Raw genomic sequence first — 17,441 nt, forward strand, 5'->3', positions numbered from 1 at the left:
CAATTTCAATTCCGCCTAAAGTTTGATAAGATGGTACTACTAGTAAAGGGAGGGATTTATAATGGATCAAGATATGAAAGACAGCATGATGGGTGCATTGGAAACAGTAATCGATCCCGAATTGGGAGTTGACATTGTCAATCTCGGGCTTGTATATGATGTAATGGTGACTGAAGATGGCTTTGCAGTAGTGACGATGACGTTAACGTCAATGGGATGCCCTATGGGACCTCAAATCGTAGAAATGGTCAAAGCTGCTTTGTACGAATTGCCTGAAGTGGAAGAAGTCGATGTTAAAATCGTCTGGACACCCGTCTGGGGCAAAGACCATATGTCACGTTACGCAAAAATGGCGCTTGGCGTTAGATAATTACTTTTAAAAAACCTTGTCGGATTTTATTCCGCCAAGGTTTTTTTCTGCAGAAAATCCTACGCAGATCGCTGCAATAAGTAATTTTTAATTCTATAGTCTAACTTCTAAGTGCATGAAATTTAAATCCATAATAATTGCTTATTCCTGAAAATTTGACTATAATCTAATTAGTCAAAGATAGTCAAACTAATTGAAAGGTGTGGTTGGTATGGTCCAATCTCCAAATAACGCAGAACAAAAATCTCCGTTGGAACAGTTTGGCCGCAACATGGTGGAGCAGGCGCAATCCGGGAAAATGGATCCTGTAATCGGTCGCGACCAGGAAATCCGCAACGTTATTCGGATCCTGTCACGGAAAACCAAAAACAATCCGGTATTGATCGGCGAACCGGGTGTTGGGAAAACAGCAATTGTTGAAGGTCTGGCACAGCGAATCGTACGAAACGATGTACCGGAGGGCTTAAAGAATCGAACTATTTACGAACTTGATATGAGTGCCTTGATTGCGGGTGCGAAATACCGCGGAGAATTTGAAGAACGTTTAAAGGGTGTCCTCAAACAGGTCAAAGACAGTGAAGGGCAAATCATCTTGTTTATCGATGAAATCCACACGATTGTTGGGGCTGGAAAAACAGAAGGAGCGATGGATGCAGGCAATATGCTGAAACCGATGCTTGCGCGTGGGGAACTTTACTGTATCGGGGCGACCACGCTGGACGAGTACCGGATGCATATTGAAAAAGATCCAGCACTGGAACGCCGTTTTCAACAGGTGATGGTGAGAGAACCATCAGTTGAAGATACGGTATCCATTTTACGTGGGTTAAAAGAACGTTTTGAGCTGCATCACGCCGTCCGCATTCATGACCGGGCGATTGTAGCAGCGGCTGCAATGTCCGACCGGTATATCACCGAGCGCTTTTTGCCGGACAAAGCCATCGACTTGATTGATGAGGCGTGTGCAATGATTCGTACAGAGATTGATTCAATGCCGCAGGAACTTGATGAAGTGACGCGTCGTCTTATGCAATTAGAAATTGAAGAGCAGGCCTTAATGAAAGAAAAAGATGCAGCGAGCAAAACGCGATTGGAAACCTTGCGAAAAGAAATCGAGGAACTGCGGGATTCTTCTGCAGGTATGAAAAATCAGTGGACCACAGAAAAAGAATCGTTGAAAAAAATTCAGGAAAAACGGGAGCAGCTGGATCAATTCCGCAGACAACTTGAAGATGCGGAAAATCGTTACGATTTGAACGCGGCTGCTGTTTTGCAACATGGCAAAATTCCTGAGCTTGAAAAGGAATTGCAGGCTTTGGAAGCGGATTTGGAACAGGAAGGCGCTGAACGATTGCTGCGTGAAGAAGTGACGGAAGAAGAAATTGCAGGAATCGTCGCCAGATGGACGGGAATTCCGGTCACGAAATTGGTAGAAGGCGAGCGCGATAAACTGCTGCGGCTAGGCGATACTTTAAAAGAACGTGTAATTGGCCAAGATCGGGCAGTCGAGCTGGTGACGGAAGCCGTATGGAGAGCACGCGCAGGCATCAAAGATGAGCGGAAACCAATTGGCTCGTTTATTTTCCTGGGGCCTACTGGGGTCGGGAAGACAGAATTGGCCAAAGCATTAGCCGCAAACTTATTCGATTCGGAAGATCATTTTATTCGGATTGATATGTCTGAGTATATGGAGAAACACAGCGTATCTCGGCTGGTCGGTGCACCTCCAGGTTACATCGGCTACGAGGAAGGCGGACAGTTGACTGAAGCGGTGCGCCGTAATCCTTACTCGGTTGTCCTGCTTGATGAAATCGAAAAAGCGCATCCGGACGTTGCCAATATTTTATTGCAGATTTTGGATGATGGGCGCATTACCGACAGCCAAGGACGGCTTGTCAATTTTTCGAATACTGTAGTGATCATGACTTCCAACATTGGATCTGCGCATATCAGCGATGCCAGTAGCGAACACGATATTGAAGACATTGTCATGGGTGAATTACGTAGGCATTTCAAGCCGGAACTGTTAAACCGGATTGACGACATCGTTATTTTCCATGCGCTTACCAATACCCATTTTTATGGTATAGCTAAGAAAATGATTGCCGAACTGGCTGCACGCATCAATCAACAACATATTAAACTGATTGTAGACGAATCAGTCATCAATCACATTGTTGAAGCTGGAACTGATCCGATATTTGGAGCACGCCCGTTAAAACGTTTTATCCAACGCAATATCGAAACCAATATTGCTCGTGAACTGATTAAAGGCGGAATCATAGCCAATACAGAGCTGCAATTGACGATGGATGAAAATAATCAAATTATCATTAACAAAAAAGAAGCATAATCCGGACATCCGGATTATGCTTCTTTTTCTTATAAATGCTTTTCAGGAGCAGGTCCCTCTGGGATAATCGCTGACATTACAAAAATCAAAATTGTAACCCCAATTGAAATGTAAACACCCATCATAAAATCGAAAGGTACGTTCTGAACTGCGCTTACAACATAATTGAGCAAAGAAATCAAAAAGAACGACCATAAAAATGTTCCAATATATTGCATCTAGTTTCACCTCTACATAGAATATCTAGTTTAATCATAGCATAAGCTTTGACGGACAGAAAGAAAGAATGGAAAGAATGAAAAAAAATTGTCGGAAATATGTCAGTTAGTTGAAATTAGCTAGTTAGTGGCGTATTATTAACACCAGGTACTAATATATGATGATAATTGAAATGAGGGATATACAATGAATGCTGGAATAATCGGTTTAGGCAGGTGTCTGCCGGAAGACAGACTAACAAACTTTCAATTAGAGCAGCGCATGGATACCAGTGATGAGTGGATTCGTACGATGACTGGCATACAAGAACGACGGATTGCGAAAGACGATCAAGACACTTCCGACATGTCACGGGAAGCTGCAAAAAAAGCGATTGAAGACGCTGGCATCGATCCTGCTGAAATTGGGTTGATTTTAGTTGCAACCGTGACGCCAGACCAGCCTTTTCCATCGATGGCTTGTGTAATTCAACAGGAAATTGGTGCTGTCAATGCTGCAGCTATGGATATTTCTGCTGCTTGTGCCGGATTTATGTATGGGGTTATTACGGCAAAACAATTCATTGATTCTGATGTTTATAAATATGTTTTAGTGGTGGGTGTGGAGAAATTATCGAAAATCACCGACTGGGAAGACCGCAACACCGCAGTTCTATTCGGTGATGGCGCTGGAGCAGCAGTAATCGGCAAAGTATCGGAAGGCCGCGGCATTCTGTCTTTCGAACTTGGTGCAGACGGTTCAGGAGGCAAACACCTGTATCAGGACGACAGGGATCATCTGCAAATGAACGGCAGAGAAGTATTCAAGTTCGCTGTGCGCCAAATGGGCGAGTCAGCGATAAACGTCATTGAAAAAGCGGGATTGCAAAAAGAAGACGTCGATTTTCTTATTCCTCACCAAGCGAATATTCGCATTATGGAAGCATCGAGAGAACGTTTAGGTCTTCCAGTTGAAAAAATGTCGAAAACAATTCACAAATACGGCAACACTTCAGCGGCATCGATTCCGATTTCTCTAGTCGAAGACGTCGAAGAAGGCCGGGTCAAAGACGACGATGTAATCGTTATGGTCGGTTTTGGCGGCGGTTTGACATGGGGCGCAATAGCTATGAAGTGGGGCAAATAATTAGGTATGCGAAAGGAAGAAAATAGAATGGAAAACCGTCGTGTAGTCATTACAGGAATTGGTGCTGTAACACCATTAGGAAACAATATTGAAACAACGTGGGAAGCTGTGAAAAACGGTGAATCCGGGGTTGGGCCATTAACGAGATTGGATGCCGATTTATATTCTGCGAAAATTGCTGCGGAAGTGAATGACTTTTCGATAGAAGATTATATCGAAAAGAAAGATGCACGCAAAATGGATCGCTTCACGCATTATGCTTTGGCTGCTTCTATTATGGCAATGAAAGATGCGAATCTTGAGTTGGATGAAAAAACAGCATTGCGGACGGGCGTTTGGATTGGCTCGGGAATTGGTGGAATGGAGACCATTGAAAATCAGATGAACGTGTTAAATACGCGCGGTGTCCGTCGCATTAGCCCCTTCCTGATTCCAATGATCATTCCGGATATGGCATCCGGCCAAGTATCAATTTATTTTGGCGCGAAAGCCATCAACTCGTGTTCGGTGACAGCTTGCGCTTCAGGCACAAACTCCATCGGCGATGCCTTTAAAGTTATTCAGCGCGGAGATGCAGACGCCATGATTTCAGGTGGGGCAGAAGCACCGATCACTCAATTATCGGTAGCTGGATTTACAGCCAATACGGCATTGACGACTAATCCAGATGCAGCTACAGCATCGCGCCCATTCGATAAAAACCGGGATGGTTTCGTTATCGGTGAAGGCGCGGGCATCGTTATCCTTGAAGAATATGAGCATGCCAAAGCGCGCGGCGCGAAAATTTATGCAGAAGTTGTCGGCTATGGCTCAACTGGAGACGCGCATCACATTACAGCTCCGGCTGAGGGTGGGGAAGGCGCAGCCCGCGCCATGGCGCAAGCATTAGCAGATGCTGGTGTCGAAACAACAGAAGTTGGATACATCAATGCCCATGGCACAAGCACACCATATAACGATTTATACGAAACTATGGCTGTGAAAACAGTATTTGGCAAGCATGCTTATAAGCTGGGAATGAGCTCTACAAAATCCATGACGGGCCATTTACTTGGAGCTGCCGGTGGAGTTGAAGCCATTTTTACAGCACTAGCATTGAAGGAAGGCATTATGCCTCCAACAACTAATTATGAAACGCCGGATGAGCAATGCGATTTGGATTATGTTCCAAACAAAGCACGCAAAGCAGATCTTAAGTTTGCGATGAGCAATTCACTTGGATTTGGCGGGCACAATGCTTCCTTAGTATTCAAAAAGATTTAACCTTCAATCATAGAAAATGGCAATTTACAGATTGACACTGTAAATTGCCATTTTTTATTACATATAAAGTAAAAAAATAGGTGATGCATCTAAAATTTTATAATAATTGAAAAAATATTCCGATAATTAGTCGGCAATATGTTATTCTAGATTAAAGAAAAAATAGTATTGATGTAGTGGATTCATGATGCAAGTGAAAAAATAGCATTTGCCATCTAGTTGATTTGTGGAAACAACTAGTAATGTCTAAAAACTTAAGTGTTTTATAAAGTTGATAGACCAGCGTTTAACAGCCAAATAACTAATTTTAGAAAAGTTGATTTTTAAGAAAATTAAAAATTATGTTGTTTTTGTAATTTTATTGTAATAATATTATGAAGAGTTAGTATTATTCAAAAAAAACATACTAACTTTTAGTAAACTTTCTAGATTCAAATTTATTTATTTTTTTGACTCAATAAGTCAGAAGATTGAAAAAGCGAGATAGGCTGTTCGATACAAGATGATGGCTATGACGCAGTTTTATGTTGAGGAGGTATAAATGTGAGTGAAGTGTTGCTGGACATCAAGAATTTAAAAACGTCTTTTCGAATTAAAGACCACCATTATGCAGCAGTTGATGATGTTACGTTGACAGTCAAAAAAAATGAAGTGCTGGCAATTGTAGGTGAGTCAGGTTCTGGAAAAAGTGCGTTTGCATTTTCGATTATGGGGCTTCATACAAGAGCTAAAATTGAAGGAGAAATTAATTACAAAGGCAATAATTTAGTACAAGCAAGCTCCAATCAAATGAAAAAGCTGAGAGGAAAAGAAATGGGAATGATTTTTCAAGATGCTCTTTCTGCGCTAAATCCCCTTATGGTGGTGGGTGCTCAAATCGATGAAGCGATCTTTCTCCACAATCCGAAAAGTTCCAAAAACCTGCGAAAGATGCAAGTCATTAATTTGCTGAACCAAGTTGGCATTCCCCGCCCCGAAAAAACATATCACCAATATCCGCACGAACTTTCTGGGGGAATGCGGCAACGCATTGTCATTGCGATGGCCATTTCAAATCAGCCGGAACTGCTAATTGCTGATGAACCTACTACTGCCCTTGATGTAACGATACAATCCCAAATTCTAGATTTGATCAAAGAGCTGAAAGAGACGATACACGCTGGCATTATCCTCATTACTCATGATTTAGGAGTAGTGGCAGAAATGGCGGATCGAGTAGCCGTGATGTATGCAGGACAAATTGTAGAAATCGCTGATGTTTACACATTAATGGAAAATCCGCAGCATCCGTATACCCGTTCTCTTTTAAACTCAATACCGACGTTAAATGATGTCAAAGAAGAACTTCACGTAATACAAGGTGTTGTGCCTTCGTTGCAGAATTTGCCAAGAACCGGTTGCCGGTTCGCTTCACGAATTCCTTGGATTGAAGAATCTGCACATGAAGCTTCACCCGAACTCCATGAGATTAGTCCCGGCCACTATGTGCGCTGCACGTGCTACCAGGACTTTTACTTCCCAGAACAAGCCGAGGAGGAGCACAATTATGTCGCTAATTGAAGTTGAAAACCTGAAAGTTCACTTTCCCGTGCGTGGAGGCGTTTTTCAGACGGTTCAAGATCATGTTCGTGCAGTAGATGGCGTCTCATTTTCAATTGAACAAGGACAAACATATGGATTGGTTGGAGAATCCGGGTCTGGAAAAACAACCACGGGACGAGCAATTATCGGATTGAATGATATAACTTCAGGAAAAGTGATGTTTGAAGGCAGAGATTTAGCTTCTATCAGCAAAAAAGAATATATCGACGTACGAAAAGATATTCAAATGATCTTTCAAGATCCGTTCTCTTCACTAAATCCTAAAAAGCGGGTTGCAGATATTGTAGCCGAACCGCTTCGCAATTATGAAAATCTCTCTCCTAAAGAAGAACGTGTCCGAATTCAGGAATTAATGGAGTTGGTAGGGCTCAGTCCTGAAGCTATTTATAAATACCCGCATGAATTTTCGGGCGGACAGCGGCAGCGGATCGGTATTGCCCGGGCAATTGCACTGAACCCTAAACTAATCATTGCAGATGAACCGGTTTCAGCGTTGGATGTATCTGTTCAAGCCCAGGTGCTGAACTTTATGCGTGAAATTCAAAAAGAATTGAACTTAACTTATTTGTTCATCAGCCATGATTTAGGCATTATCCGCCACATGTGCGACCATATCGGCATCATGTACAAAGGGCGCTATGTTGAACATGGCACTTCAGAAGAAATTTTCACGAATCCACAGCATATTTACACGAAGCGCTTGATTGCAGCCATTCCAGATAGCAATCCACGCAATCGCGACATGCATTATGAAAACCGTAAATTGGTCAAATCCGAATACGACAAGCTGGAAAAAGACTTTTTTGATGAAGAAGGTTTGCCTTTCTCGTTAAAATCAATTTCAGCTACCCATCAAGTAGCATTGCCTGAGAGAGGTTGAATGGTATGTGGAAACTAATTGTACGCAGGACACTCATTACAATCCCGCAAATTATTGTTTTAAGTATTTTGGTCTTTATTTTAGCGCAGGCGATGCCTGGAGATGCATTGACCGGATTAATTGATCCGAACATCGACCCGGCCACAATCGAAGCGATGCGAGAACGACTTGGGTTGAACAATCCATGGTATGTTCAGTATTTTGATTGGGTTAGAGGCGTATTGCAGGGAGATTTTGGACAATCATTCCGCTTTAAAATGCCAGTGTCGGAGCTGATAGGCGAACGCATGGTCAATACATTGTGGCTGTCTCTTGCGACATTGATCCTGACTTACTTAATTGCTATCCCACTAGGTATTATCAGCGGCCGCTTTAACGATACATGGTTGGACCGCGTTATTACTGGCTACACGTACATCGGATTCGCAGCTCCATTATTTATTTTCGCATTGGTGATGTTGTTCATTTTCGGATTCCAGCTAGGCTGGTTCCCAACAAGTGGCAGTGTTGCCCCAGGTACTGAACCAGGGACCTTTGCATATTTTATCAGCAAGGTGAATCATTTATTATTGCCGGCATTGTCCATGGCATTAATCACGACGGTATCCACAGTCCAATATTTGAGAAGTGAAATCATTGATACAAAACAAAAGGATTTTATTGTAACCGCCCGTGCTAAAGGATCTTCTGAATCGAGGGTTTACAATCGCCACGTATTGCGAAATTCCTTGCTTCCAATCGCAGCGTTCTTCGGCTACGAAATTACCGGTTTGATTGGCGGAACGATATTCATTGAAAATATTTTTGGCTATCCTGGAATGGGTGAGTTGTTCCTTTCGTCTATCAGTTTACGCGATTACAGCGTAATGACAGCTCTTGTCCTATTGTTCGGACTTGCAGCTATTATTGGTGCTTTGTTATCTGATATCATCTTGAGTTTGGTGGATCCACGTATTCGGATTAAATAATAAATGATAATTTTGAGGTGTAAATATGAGAATTGATAAAGATAGCGGAGTACAAATCCCAGATGTGGATCTTGGAAAAAGCCCATCCGGATTCAGTATATTACTGAGAGAATTAATAAGGGACAAAATTGCATTTGGTTCTCTACTTTTTTTGTTCCTGATCATTGTTGGCGTTTTTGGTACATCCATCATTATGGACCAGTCCGAAATCATCAAAGTCGATCTCTTTGCGCTCTATGAACCACCATCCGCTACTTACTGGCTAGGTACCGATTACGGTGGGCGAGACATCTTTGGGCAACTGATTATTGGGACCCGAAATTCTTTGGCTATCGGATTTTTGGTCACGCTGCTGACAGGAATCATTGGCATATTGGTTGGCCTGATTTCTGGATATTACGGCGGCACAGTAGACAATGTCTTTATGCGTTTTGTTGACTTTTTTATGGTATTGCCAATTTTAATGATTGTTATTGCATTCGTTACAGCAGTACCTGGATACAGCATCGTCTCTTTCTCGTTAATCATGACCGCCTTTTTGTGGATGGGGATTGCACGGCTAATCCGTTCAAAAGCACTTCAGGAAAAAGAGTTGGATTACGTAAAAGCCTCTAAGACATTGGGAACATCTGATTTTAAAATTATGTTCTTTCAAGTTCTGCCAAACCTTAGTTCGATCATTATTGTGACGATGACGTTAAATTTGGCAGGCAATATCGGAATCGAATCCGGCCTTTCCTTTTTAGGGTTTGGCTTCCCGGAATCGACTCCAAGTTTGGGGACCTTGATCAGTTATGCAAGAAACCCTCAAACACTTGAATTAAGATGGTGGATTTGGTTGCCGGCATCAATACTAATTTTTGTCTTGATGCTTTGTATAAATAACGTCGGGCAAGCCTTAAAACGCGCTACCGATGCCCGACAGCGCAGAGGGTAACAAAAAGTGGGGAAAAGGGGGAGTAGGGTTCTCAGTACCAGGCAGAATTAACTCTATTCAAGTACAACAGCAGTCCAAAAGAACTTTATTTGAAAAGAAAGAGGAGGAAACAGAGAATGCCGAAAAATAAGTGGTCTAGATATTTAGCATTGCCAATGTTGTCTTTTGTTTTGATATTAGGAGCTTGTTCGGGTGATGAGGAAACTTCTACGGAAGAAGGCGGCGGAGAAACTGCTTCAGATGGCGGACAGGAGCTTGAAAATGGCGGAATGTATTCCATCGAAGATTTCAACAATGTAAAAACAAATGAAGGCGAAGCAATTGATGGCGGAACTATTACATTTGGTTTAGTATCGGATACTGTATTTGAAGGGACCTTAAACTGGAATTTCTATTCTGGTGCGCCGGATGCTGAAATCCTTGAATGGTTTGATGAAGGTTTACTGACTTGGGATGAGAACTATGTCTACACAAATGACGGGGCAGCAACCTATGAAGTTTCAGAAGACGGCCGTACATTCACTTTCACCATTGGCGACAATGTCAACTGGCATGACGGTGAACCTGTAACGGCAGAAGACTGGTTGTTTGCACACGAAGTCATCGGAAACCCTGATTATGATGGCCCGCGTTACAACTCTGATTTCACGAACATTGAAGGAATGGAAGAATACAATAGTGGATCAGCAGACACAATTTCTGGTATTGAAGTAATTGATGACAAGACTTTATCTATTACGTACATCGAGTCTACACCTTCTCTTTTGACAGGAAGCATCTGGTCTTATCCATTGGCTAAACATATCTTTGGAGACATGGCAGTTGCCGACATTTCTTCTTCACCTGAAGTGCGCGAAAACCCAATCGGTTTTGGACCGTTTAAAGTAGACAGCATCGTACCTGGTGAGTCTGTAACTCTTACCAAAAACGAAGACTACTGGCGCGGTGAACCAAACCTTGATGGCGTCACAATCAAAGTAATCAGCAGTTCAACAGTTGTTCAGGAACTGGAAACTGGCGGAGTTGACTTGATCAGCGAATTCCCGGTAGATCAATTCCCAGACAATGCTGAAATGTCCAACGTAGAGTATTTGGGAGCGATTGATCGCGCCTACACATACATCGGCTTTAAGTTAGGAACGTGGGATGCTGAAAGCAGCACTGTAGCTTATGATCCTGAAGCAAAAATGAATAACAAGGAACTTCGTCAGGCGATGTGGCATGCGGTAGACAACACAGCAGTAGGCGAACGCTTCTACAACGGTTTGCGTTGGAATGCGACAACATTGATTCCACCATCCCACCCTGAATTCCATGACGACAGCAATGAAGGCCGTGCGTATGATCCTGAAGCAGCAAATCAGCTTTTGGATGATGCAGGCTATGTAGATACAGATGGAGATGGTTTGCGTGAAGACCCAGAAGGCAATCCGCTTGAAATTAACTTTATCTCAATGACAGGCGGCGACACAGCTGAACCATTGGCACAATACTATGTTCAGTCTTGGGAAGCTGTTGGTTTGAAAGTGAACTTGGAAATGCTTGAATTCAACTCGTTTTATGACCGTGTCGGAAACGGCGGAGAAGATGATCCAAATGTAGACGTTTATCAGGCTGCATGGGGAGTCGGTATTGACGTAGATCCTTCAGGACTTTACGGTGCCAATGCTATTTACAACTTTGGCCGTTGGGAAAATGAAGAAAATGAGCGTCTTCTTGCAGAAGGGCGCTCAGAAGAATCATTTGACCTGCCATACCGTCAGGAAGTTTACAATGAATGGCAGCAGTTGATGGTTGAAGAAGTTCCAGTATTCCCGACATTATACCGTGCAGTCTTAAGCCCGGTTAACGATCGCGTATTAAACTACGCAATCGGCGATGGAACGGAAGTCTATTTGAATGAACTTGCAGTCAGTGCAGAATCACCAATCACTGCAGAATAAAAACCGAATGAAAAGGAGCTGCGATTATGCAGCTCCTTTTTGATGTTATCTTTTTCGTCCCAGACCCATGGCATTTTCCATTTTCTTTAATGTTTTGTTTGCCAGGACATTGGCTTTTTCAGCGCCAGTATCCAGAACTTTGTCCAGTTCATCCGAATTAACCAAAGCGGCATATCGCTCTTGGATAGGTGCTAAATGCTCAGTGACGGCTTTTGCCACAGAGGCTTTAAAATCCCCATATCCGGAACCTTCGTACTTCGCAACCAGACTATCAATTGTTTCACCAGTCAACGCAGCTTCAATGGTCAATAGGTTAGCCACACCGGGTTTGTTGATTGGATCGTAACTGACAATGCCTTCAGAGTCGGTAACGGCACTTTTAATTTTCTTTTCAATCGTTTTCAAGTCATCAAGCAAAGTAATAATTGCTTTTTTATTGGTGTCGGATTTGCTCATTTTTTTGGTTGGGTCTTGAAGCGACATGATGCGTGCGCCATTTTTCGGAACACGGATATCAGGAATTGTAAAAATATCGTTGTATTTTCGGTTAAATCTTTCTGCCAAATCGCGCGTCAGTTCAATATGCTGTTTTTGGTCATCTCCAACCGGTACGATATCGGTTTGGTACAACAAAATATCAGCGGCCATTAATGGCGGATAGGTCAACAATCCAGCGAGCACAGAAGCATTTTTAGCCGATTTGTCCTTGTATTGCGTCATACGTTCAAGTTCTCCAATGGTTGAAACGCATTGAAGCATCCATCCGGCTTGTGCGTGCGCTGGCACTTCAGACTGGATAAATAAGGTCACTTTATCAGGATCAATGCCTACAGCCAGGTACAGTGCTGCTAATGCTTTAATATTCTTGCGAAGTTCTAAGCGATCCTGAGGCATCGTGATGGCATGCTGGTCCACGATGCAAAAGATGCAGTCGTACTCATCCTGCAAATCGGTAAATTGTTTAAAAGCACCTATGTAATTCCCGAGTGTTACCGTTCCAGTAGGCTGAACGCCTGAAAAGATTTTTTTCATTCCAATTCCTCCTCAAAGTAAAAAACACAGCACACATCCCATAAAAAAGGGACGAATGATGTGTTTTCCGCGGTACCACCCTAGTTGCCGTCGCCGGCCACTCTTCTTCATAACGTGAAGAACACGGAACCGGCTACTCGTTTGTTCACCGATTCAGCTCAAAAGTCCATTCAATGCAGCACTCCATCTGTTTTCACCAACCACAGACTCTCTATATAGAAGGAACTGCATTTACTCTTCTTTTTCAACGCTCATTTTATATCTTATTAGTATAATACAGAAGCATTTTAGGAAGCAATACTAGAGGCTATAAATTACGAGACAAATTGCCATTAACAGCAAGGTGATAGTTCCGGTAACGAGCAATGGTGCGCTTGAAAAGCCAAGTGTTTCGGAAGGAGGACGCATTTCATCATCGTCCAATGTCGATTTCAGCTTAAATGCTTTTCTCATACTTATTGTGAATATATCAAATACACCTGTCCGTACGACGAAAACCCACAAACCGAAAAACATTAGAATCCCACCATATACGAATGAGTTGTTAATATATGACAGAAGAGATAAGCTCTCTGTCCGAAAAAATATTGTAATAAAAATCATTAGCTGAATGATTATTACTGAAAAAAAGATTTTTTTCACCTTGGGCACCTCGATTCTTCTCAATTGTAGAAGAAATTTAAAAAAAAATCAAAAAAATCTTCATTTATCGTAGACGCAGAAAACGCTTACAAATCCAATATTCGTGCGGTGTTCTGTAATAACAATGTAACGGAATTGTTACAAGAGTGTAAAAATTTCCAAAAAAAGTTCTGTACAAGAAAAAAATATTATGTATAATTAGCCTTGTACCAATTTTTCAGAAAATTCGAGGGGGTCAATTTAGTGAAGAACAGCAAGATTTTTTGGCTACTAAGCCTAGTTTTAGTTCTAAGTGCTTTTCTAGCAGCATGTGGCGGCGGAGACGAAGAAGGAACTGAACCTGCAGAGACAGACGAGGGAACTGAAACAGGAGAAGCTACTGGTGGAGAACCGGATGCTGAACAAGTTCTTAACTTGATGGAAAGCGCTGAAATTCCTACTATGGATATTTCTTTAGCTGAAGATGCAGTTGCATTCAACATTTTCAACAACGTTAACGAAGGCCTTTTCCGTTTAGATCAGGAAAATGTAGCTGAACCAGCAATCGCTGAAGGCGAGCCTGAAGTTAGTGAAGATGGCTTGACTTACACATTTACATTACGTGATTCAAACTGGTCAGATGGTACTCCAGTTACTGCAAATGATTTCGTTTATTCTTGGCAACGTTCAATTGATCCTGCTACAGGTTCTCCATACGGAGCATACATGATGGCTGGTTCAATTCTAAATGCTACTGCAATTTCTGAAGGCGAAATGGAACCTTCTGAACTTGGAGTTACTGCTGTAGATGACAGCACTCTTGAAGTACAACTTGAACGTCCAGTTCCTTACTTCATGTCATTAATGGCTTTCCCAACTTTCTACCCACAGAACGAAGCTTTCGTAACTGAAGCAGGCGATGCTTATGCTTCTAATTCTGAAAACTTAATTTTTAACGGACCATTCACATTAACTAACTGGGATGGTACTGGTTTAACTTGGTCAATGGAAAAAAATCCTGAATACTGGGATGCTGAAACAGTTCAACTTGAAACGATCAACGTAGATGTTGTAAAAGAACCTGCTACTGCAGTTAACCTATACAACTCTGGTGAAAAAGACCGTGCTGGTTTGAGCGGTGAATTTGCAATGCAATATGCAAATGACGAAAACTTGGTTACTGAATTGGAACCAACTGTTTTCTACTTCAAACTTAACCAAGAACGTAACGGCGAAGAAAATGCATTATCAAACGTAAACATTCGCCAAGCAATTGCAAAAGGCTTTAACAAGCAAGATTTGGTTGACGTAGTATTAGCTAACGGTTCATTGCCAGCTAACTACTTAGTACCAACTGAATTTACTTTCGATGAAAGCAACACAGACTTCCGTGATGTTAATGGAGATCTTGTTGAATTCAACGCTGAAGAAGCTGCAGAACATTGGGCTACTGGCCTTGAAGAATTGGGAGTAGAAGAAGTTACTCTTGAAATCCTAGGTGGAGACACTGAAACTGCTAAAAACATGGATGCTTATTTGAAAGAACAACTTGAAACTAACCTTGAAGGTTTGACAATCAACCTTAAAGCAGTACCTTTCGGAGTTCGTTTAGAACTTGACGAAGCTCAGGACTATGACATCCAAACTGCTGGATGGGGACCTGATTACCAGGATCCTATGACATTCATTGACTTGTTTGTTACTGGATCTGCACAGAACAAAATGTCTTACTCAAATGAAGAGTATGACGCTTTAGTTGAATCAGCTAAAGGCGAATTGGCAACAGATCCTGCTGCACGTTGGGAAGCAATGGCACAGGCTGAAAAAATCCTTCTTGAAGATGACGCTGCAATCGCGCCAATCTATCAGCGTGGTTTGATGTCTCTTCAACAGCCTTATGTTAACGGAATCGTTACACACCCATTCGGTGGAGATTACAGCTACAAATGGGCATACATTTCGGGCAAAGAATAATTTAATCCCGTTACTGTAAAAACAAAATAGAAAGAGAGTATATCGCATTTTTAGGTCGATATACTCTCTTTTCTAATGTGAAGCAATTAACCGAAAATTGACCATTTTCTGCTAACTAATGAATGCTGCAAGTCCGCATTTTAAATGCAAGGGGCTTGTCAAATAGAAATAATTTGGAGGTGCACTATGGCGAAGTATATTGGCAAGCGTTTAATTTATATGGTGATCACTTTAGCACTGATCGCTACTTTTACATTCTTCTTAATGAAAATTTTACCAGGATCCCCCGTCGCTTCCGCAGATAAATTATCTCCAGAACAAAGGGCAGTCGTAGAAGCTAGATATGGATTGAATGAACCGCTTCCGGTTCAGTATTTCAATTATATGTTTGGCTTAGTGCAAGGTGATTTAGGAATTTCCATCAATCAATTTAAAGGTGCAGAAGTTACTGATGTCATTTTAAGTAGAATGGGTCCTTCTGCACAAATTGGTTTTCAAGGTATGATCTTAGGAACGGTATTGGGAATCTTGTTAGGTATGATTGCCGCCTTAAGACAAAATACTTGGGTTGATTACACCAGCACATTTGTAGCGATTGTCGGAATTTCGATTCCTTCCTTCGTATTTGCTTCATTGCTTCAATATTGGTTTGGATTGAAATGGGAACTATTCCCGGTTGCTTTGTGGAAAGATGGCTTTATGTCGAGTGTGTTGCCGTCTATCGCACTGGCAATGTTCCCACTTGCTACAGCAGCACGTTTTATCCGTACAGAGATGATTGAAGTTCTTGGTTCAGATTATATTACATTGGCAAAAGCTAAAGGCGCAAGCGGGTCTGAGATTGCATTTAAACACGCATTCCGGAACGCATTGATTCCATTGGTAACGGTTCTTGGACCAATGGCTGTATCAATCCTTACAGGATCACTCGTCGTAGAACAGATTTTTGCAATTCCAGGCATCGGGGAACAATTTGTTAAATCGATCATGGTCAACGATTTTTCTATCATCATGGGAACTACAATTTTCTTCTCCGTATTCCTAATTGTGATTATCTTGCTGGTAGATATCTTGTATGGTGTCATTGATCCTCGTATCCGTCTTTCAGGAGGTAAAAGTTAATGACTCAAAAAATTGATAAAATCCCGGAACTTCCAAAAGGGTCGTTCGAGCGGATTACATTAGATTCCCATCAAGCAGAGCGCATCACAAAACCAAGCGTCAGCTTCTGGCAAGACGCCTGGTACCGTATTCGCAAAAACAAAGGTGCGCTGTTCAGCTTAATTTTATTTGGCTTGGTTGTCATAATGGCATTTCTAGGTCCGATAATCAGCCCATATGAGCCGAATGCACAAACAATCACTCACGCAAACTTGCCACCGAAAATTCCGGTAGTTGAGAATCTTGGGATTTTCGACGGCGTCGGTACATTAGGTGGACAGGAAGTCGACCTATACGAAATGAAAAATGTTGAAGTTAACTATTGGTTCGGAACTGATGGGTTGGGCCGTGACATGTTCTCTCGCGTTTGGAAAGGTACTCAGGTATCTTTATTCATAGCCTTTGTGGCAGCTGCGATTGACATGTTGATCGGTGTTATCTATGGTGGGATTTCTGGATACTTCGGCGGGCGCGTTGATGACTTTATGCAGCGTATTGTCGAAATTTTGACAGGTATTCCTAACTTGGTTGTAGTTATCCTGTTTATTTTAATTATGGATCCGGGAATATTGGCCATTATAATCGCCTTGACCATAACCGGATGGACCGGCATGTCGCGGGTCGTTCGTGGTCAAGTACTTAAATATAAGAGCCAGGAATTTGTTTTAGCCGCCCGTACACTAGGGGCAAGTGACACACGCATAATCTGGAAACATTTGATGCCGAACGTTTTAGGCGTTATTATCATCAACACGATGTTCACCATTCCAAGTGCTATTTTCTTTGAAGCTTTCTTAAGCTTTATCGGACTAGGGCTACAAGCACCGGACGCTTCACTCGGAACATTGATTAACGATGGATATGCATTGATTCAGTTTTCACCGCATATTTTAGCATTCCCGGCTGTCTTGCTAAGTTTAATCATGATTGCGTTTAACTTGATTGGTGACGGACTTCGTGATGCCCTCGATCCGAAGATGAAAGATTAAGGAG

General features: G+C 42.1%; 15 protein-coding genes and 1 other annotated feature. Of the genes, 12 read left to right on the forward strand and 3 right to left on the reverse strand.

What is annotated here, in order from left to right; translation table 11 throughout:
• Nucleotides 1-61 precede the first annotated feature (61 nt).
• Nucleotides 62-370, forward strand: coding sequence for a metal-sulfur cluster assembly factor (locus AC4EHK_RS05070; protein ID WP_215100039.1), 309 nt, complete (start codon nucleotides 62-64; stop codon nucleotides 368-370).
• 211 nt (nucleotides 371-581) lie between these two features.
• On the forward strand, nucleotides 582-2,723 hold the full coding sequence (locus tag AC4EHK_RS05075; RefSeq protein WP_490977699.1) for an ATP-dependent Clp protease ATP-binding subunit: 2,142 nt from the start codon (nucleotides 582-584) through the stop codon (nucleotides 2,721-2,723).
• A 29-nt stretch (nucleotides 2,724-2,752) separates the two neighbouring features.
• Here AC4EHK_RS05075 and AC4EHK_RS05080 read toward each other — a convergent pair whose 3' ends face one another.
• Nucleotides 2,753-2,941: a DUF2929 family protein gene (locus tag AC4EHK_RS05080; protein ID WP_490977700.1), complete on the reverse strand. Its 189-nt coding sequence runs from the start codon at nucleotides 2,939-2,941 to the stop codon at nucleotides 2,753-2,755.
• 187 nt (nucleotides 2,942-3,128) lie between these two features.
• Here AC4EHK_RS05080 and AC4EHK_RS05085 point away from each other — a divergent pair, with 187 nt between their 5' ends.
• From AC4EHK_RS05085 to opp4A, 7 genes are all read left to right on the forward strand, one after another.
• Complete coding sequence (locus AC4EHK_RS05085; protein WP_490977701.1) at nucleotides 3,129-4,067, forward strand: beta-ketoacyl-ACP synthase III; 939 nt, start codon at nucleotides 3,129-3,131, stop codon at nucleotides 4,065-4,067.
• A gap of 27 nt (nucleotides 4,068-4,094) precedes the next feature.
• Nucleotides 4,095-5,330, forward strand: coding sequence for a beta-ketoacyl-ACP synthase II (fabF, locus tag AC4EHK_RS05090; RefSeq protein WP_490977702.1), 1,236 nt, complete (start codon nucleotides 4,095-4,097; stop codon nucleotides 5,328-5,330).
• Between the two features lie 543 nt (nucleotides 5,331-5,873).
• Nucleotides 5,874-6,890, forward strand: coding sequence for an ABC transporter ATP-binding protein (locus tag AC4EHK_RS05095; protein ID WP_490977703.1), 1,017 nt, complete (start codon nucleotides 5,874-5,876; stop codon nucleotides 6,888-6,890).
• Entirely contained in the window at nucleotides 6,877-7,812 is a 936-nt protein-coding gene (locus AC4EHK_RS05100; protein WP_490977704.1) for an ABC transporter ATP-binding protein, read from the forward strand. The genes AC4EHK_RS05095 and AC4EHK_RS05100 overlap by 14 nt, the downstream gene beginning before the upstream one ends.
• Before the next feature lie 5 nt (nucleotides 7,813-7,817).
• A complete protein-coding gene (gene opp4B, locus AC4EHK_RS05105) occupies nucleotides 7,818-8,780 on the forward strand; it encodes an oligopeptide ABC transporter permease (RefSeq protein ID WP_490977705.1) in 963 nt (320 codons plus the stop codon).
• A 25-nt stretch (nucleotides 8,781-8,805) separates the two neighbouring features.
• A complete protein-coding gene (locus AC4EHK_RS05110; protein ID WP_490977706.1) occupies nucleotides 8,806-9,717 on the forward strand; it encodes an ABC transporter permease in 912 nt (303 codons plus the stop codon).
• A gap of 116 nt (nucleotides 9,718-9,833) precedes the next feature.
• Nucleotides 9,834-11,660: an oligopeptide ABC transporter substrate-binding protein gene (gene opp4A / locus AC4EHK_RS05115; protein WP_490977707.1), complete on the forward strand. Its 1,827-nt coding sequence runs from the start codon at nucleotides 9,834-9,836 to the stop codon at nucleotides 11,658-11,660.
• 45 nt (nucleotides 11,661-11,705) lie between these two features.
• Here opp4A and trpS read toward each other — a convergent pair whose 3' ends face one another.
• Nucleotides 11,706-12,692, reverse strand: a complete 987-nt coding sequence (gene trpS, locus AC4EHK_RS05120) for a tryptophan--tRNA ligase (protein WP_490977708.1) — start codon at nucleotides 12,690-12,692, stop codon at nucleotides 11,706-11,708.
• A 44-nt stretch (nucleotides 12,693-12,736) separates the two neighbouring features.
• Nucleotides 12,737-12,949 (reverse strand) — a binding site (T-box leader).
• 43 nt (nucleotides 12,950-12,992) lie between these two features.
• Complete coding sequence (locus AC4EHK_RS05125) at nucleotides 12,993-13,295, reverse strand: DUF3899 domain-containing protein (protein ID WP_490977931.1); 303 nt, start codon at nucleotides 13,293-13,295, stop codon at nucleotides 12,993-12,995.
• 282 nt (nucleotides 13,296-13,577) lie between these two features.
• On the opposite strand from AC4EHK_RS05125, the gene AC4EHK_RS05130 reads away from it, so the two are divergent.
• The 3 genes from AC4EHK_RS05130 to opp3C all read left to right on the forward strand — a co-directional run bounded on the left by AC4EHK_RS05130 (nucleotide 13,578) and on the right by opp3C (nucleotide 17,437).
• Nucleotides 13,578-15,287, forward strand: coding sequence for a peptide ABC transporter substrate-binding protein (locus AC4EHK_RS05130; protein ID WP_490977709.1), 1,710 nt, complete (start codon nucleotides 13,578-13,580; stop codon nucleotides 15,285-15,287).
• A 186-nt stretch (nucleotides 15,288-15,473) separates the two neighbouring features.
• Nucleotides 15,474-16,409, forward strand: coding sequence for an oligopeptide ABC transporter permease (opp3b, locus tag AC4EHK_RS05135; RefSeq protein WP_490977710.1), 936 nt, complete (start codon nucleotides 15,474-15,476; stop codon nucleotides 16,407-16,409).
• Nucleotides 16,409-17,437, forward strand: coding sequence for an oligopeptide ABC transporter permease (gene opp3C, locus AC4EHK_RS05140; protein ID WP_490977711.1), 1,029 nt, complete (start codon nucleotides 16,409-16,411; stop codon nucleotides 17,435-17,437). Before opp3b ends, opp3C begins: the two co-directional genes overlap by 1 nt.
• The last annotated feature ends 4 nt before the right edge of the window (nucleotides 17,438-17,441 follow it).

The sequence above is a fragment of the Planococcus sp. TJ-307 genome, from assembly GCF_058268435.1.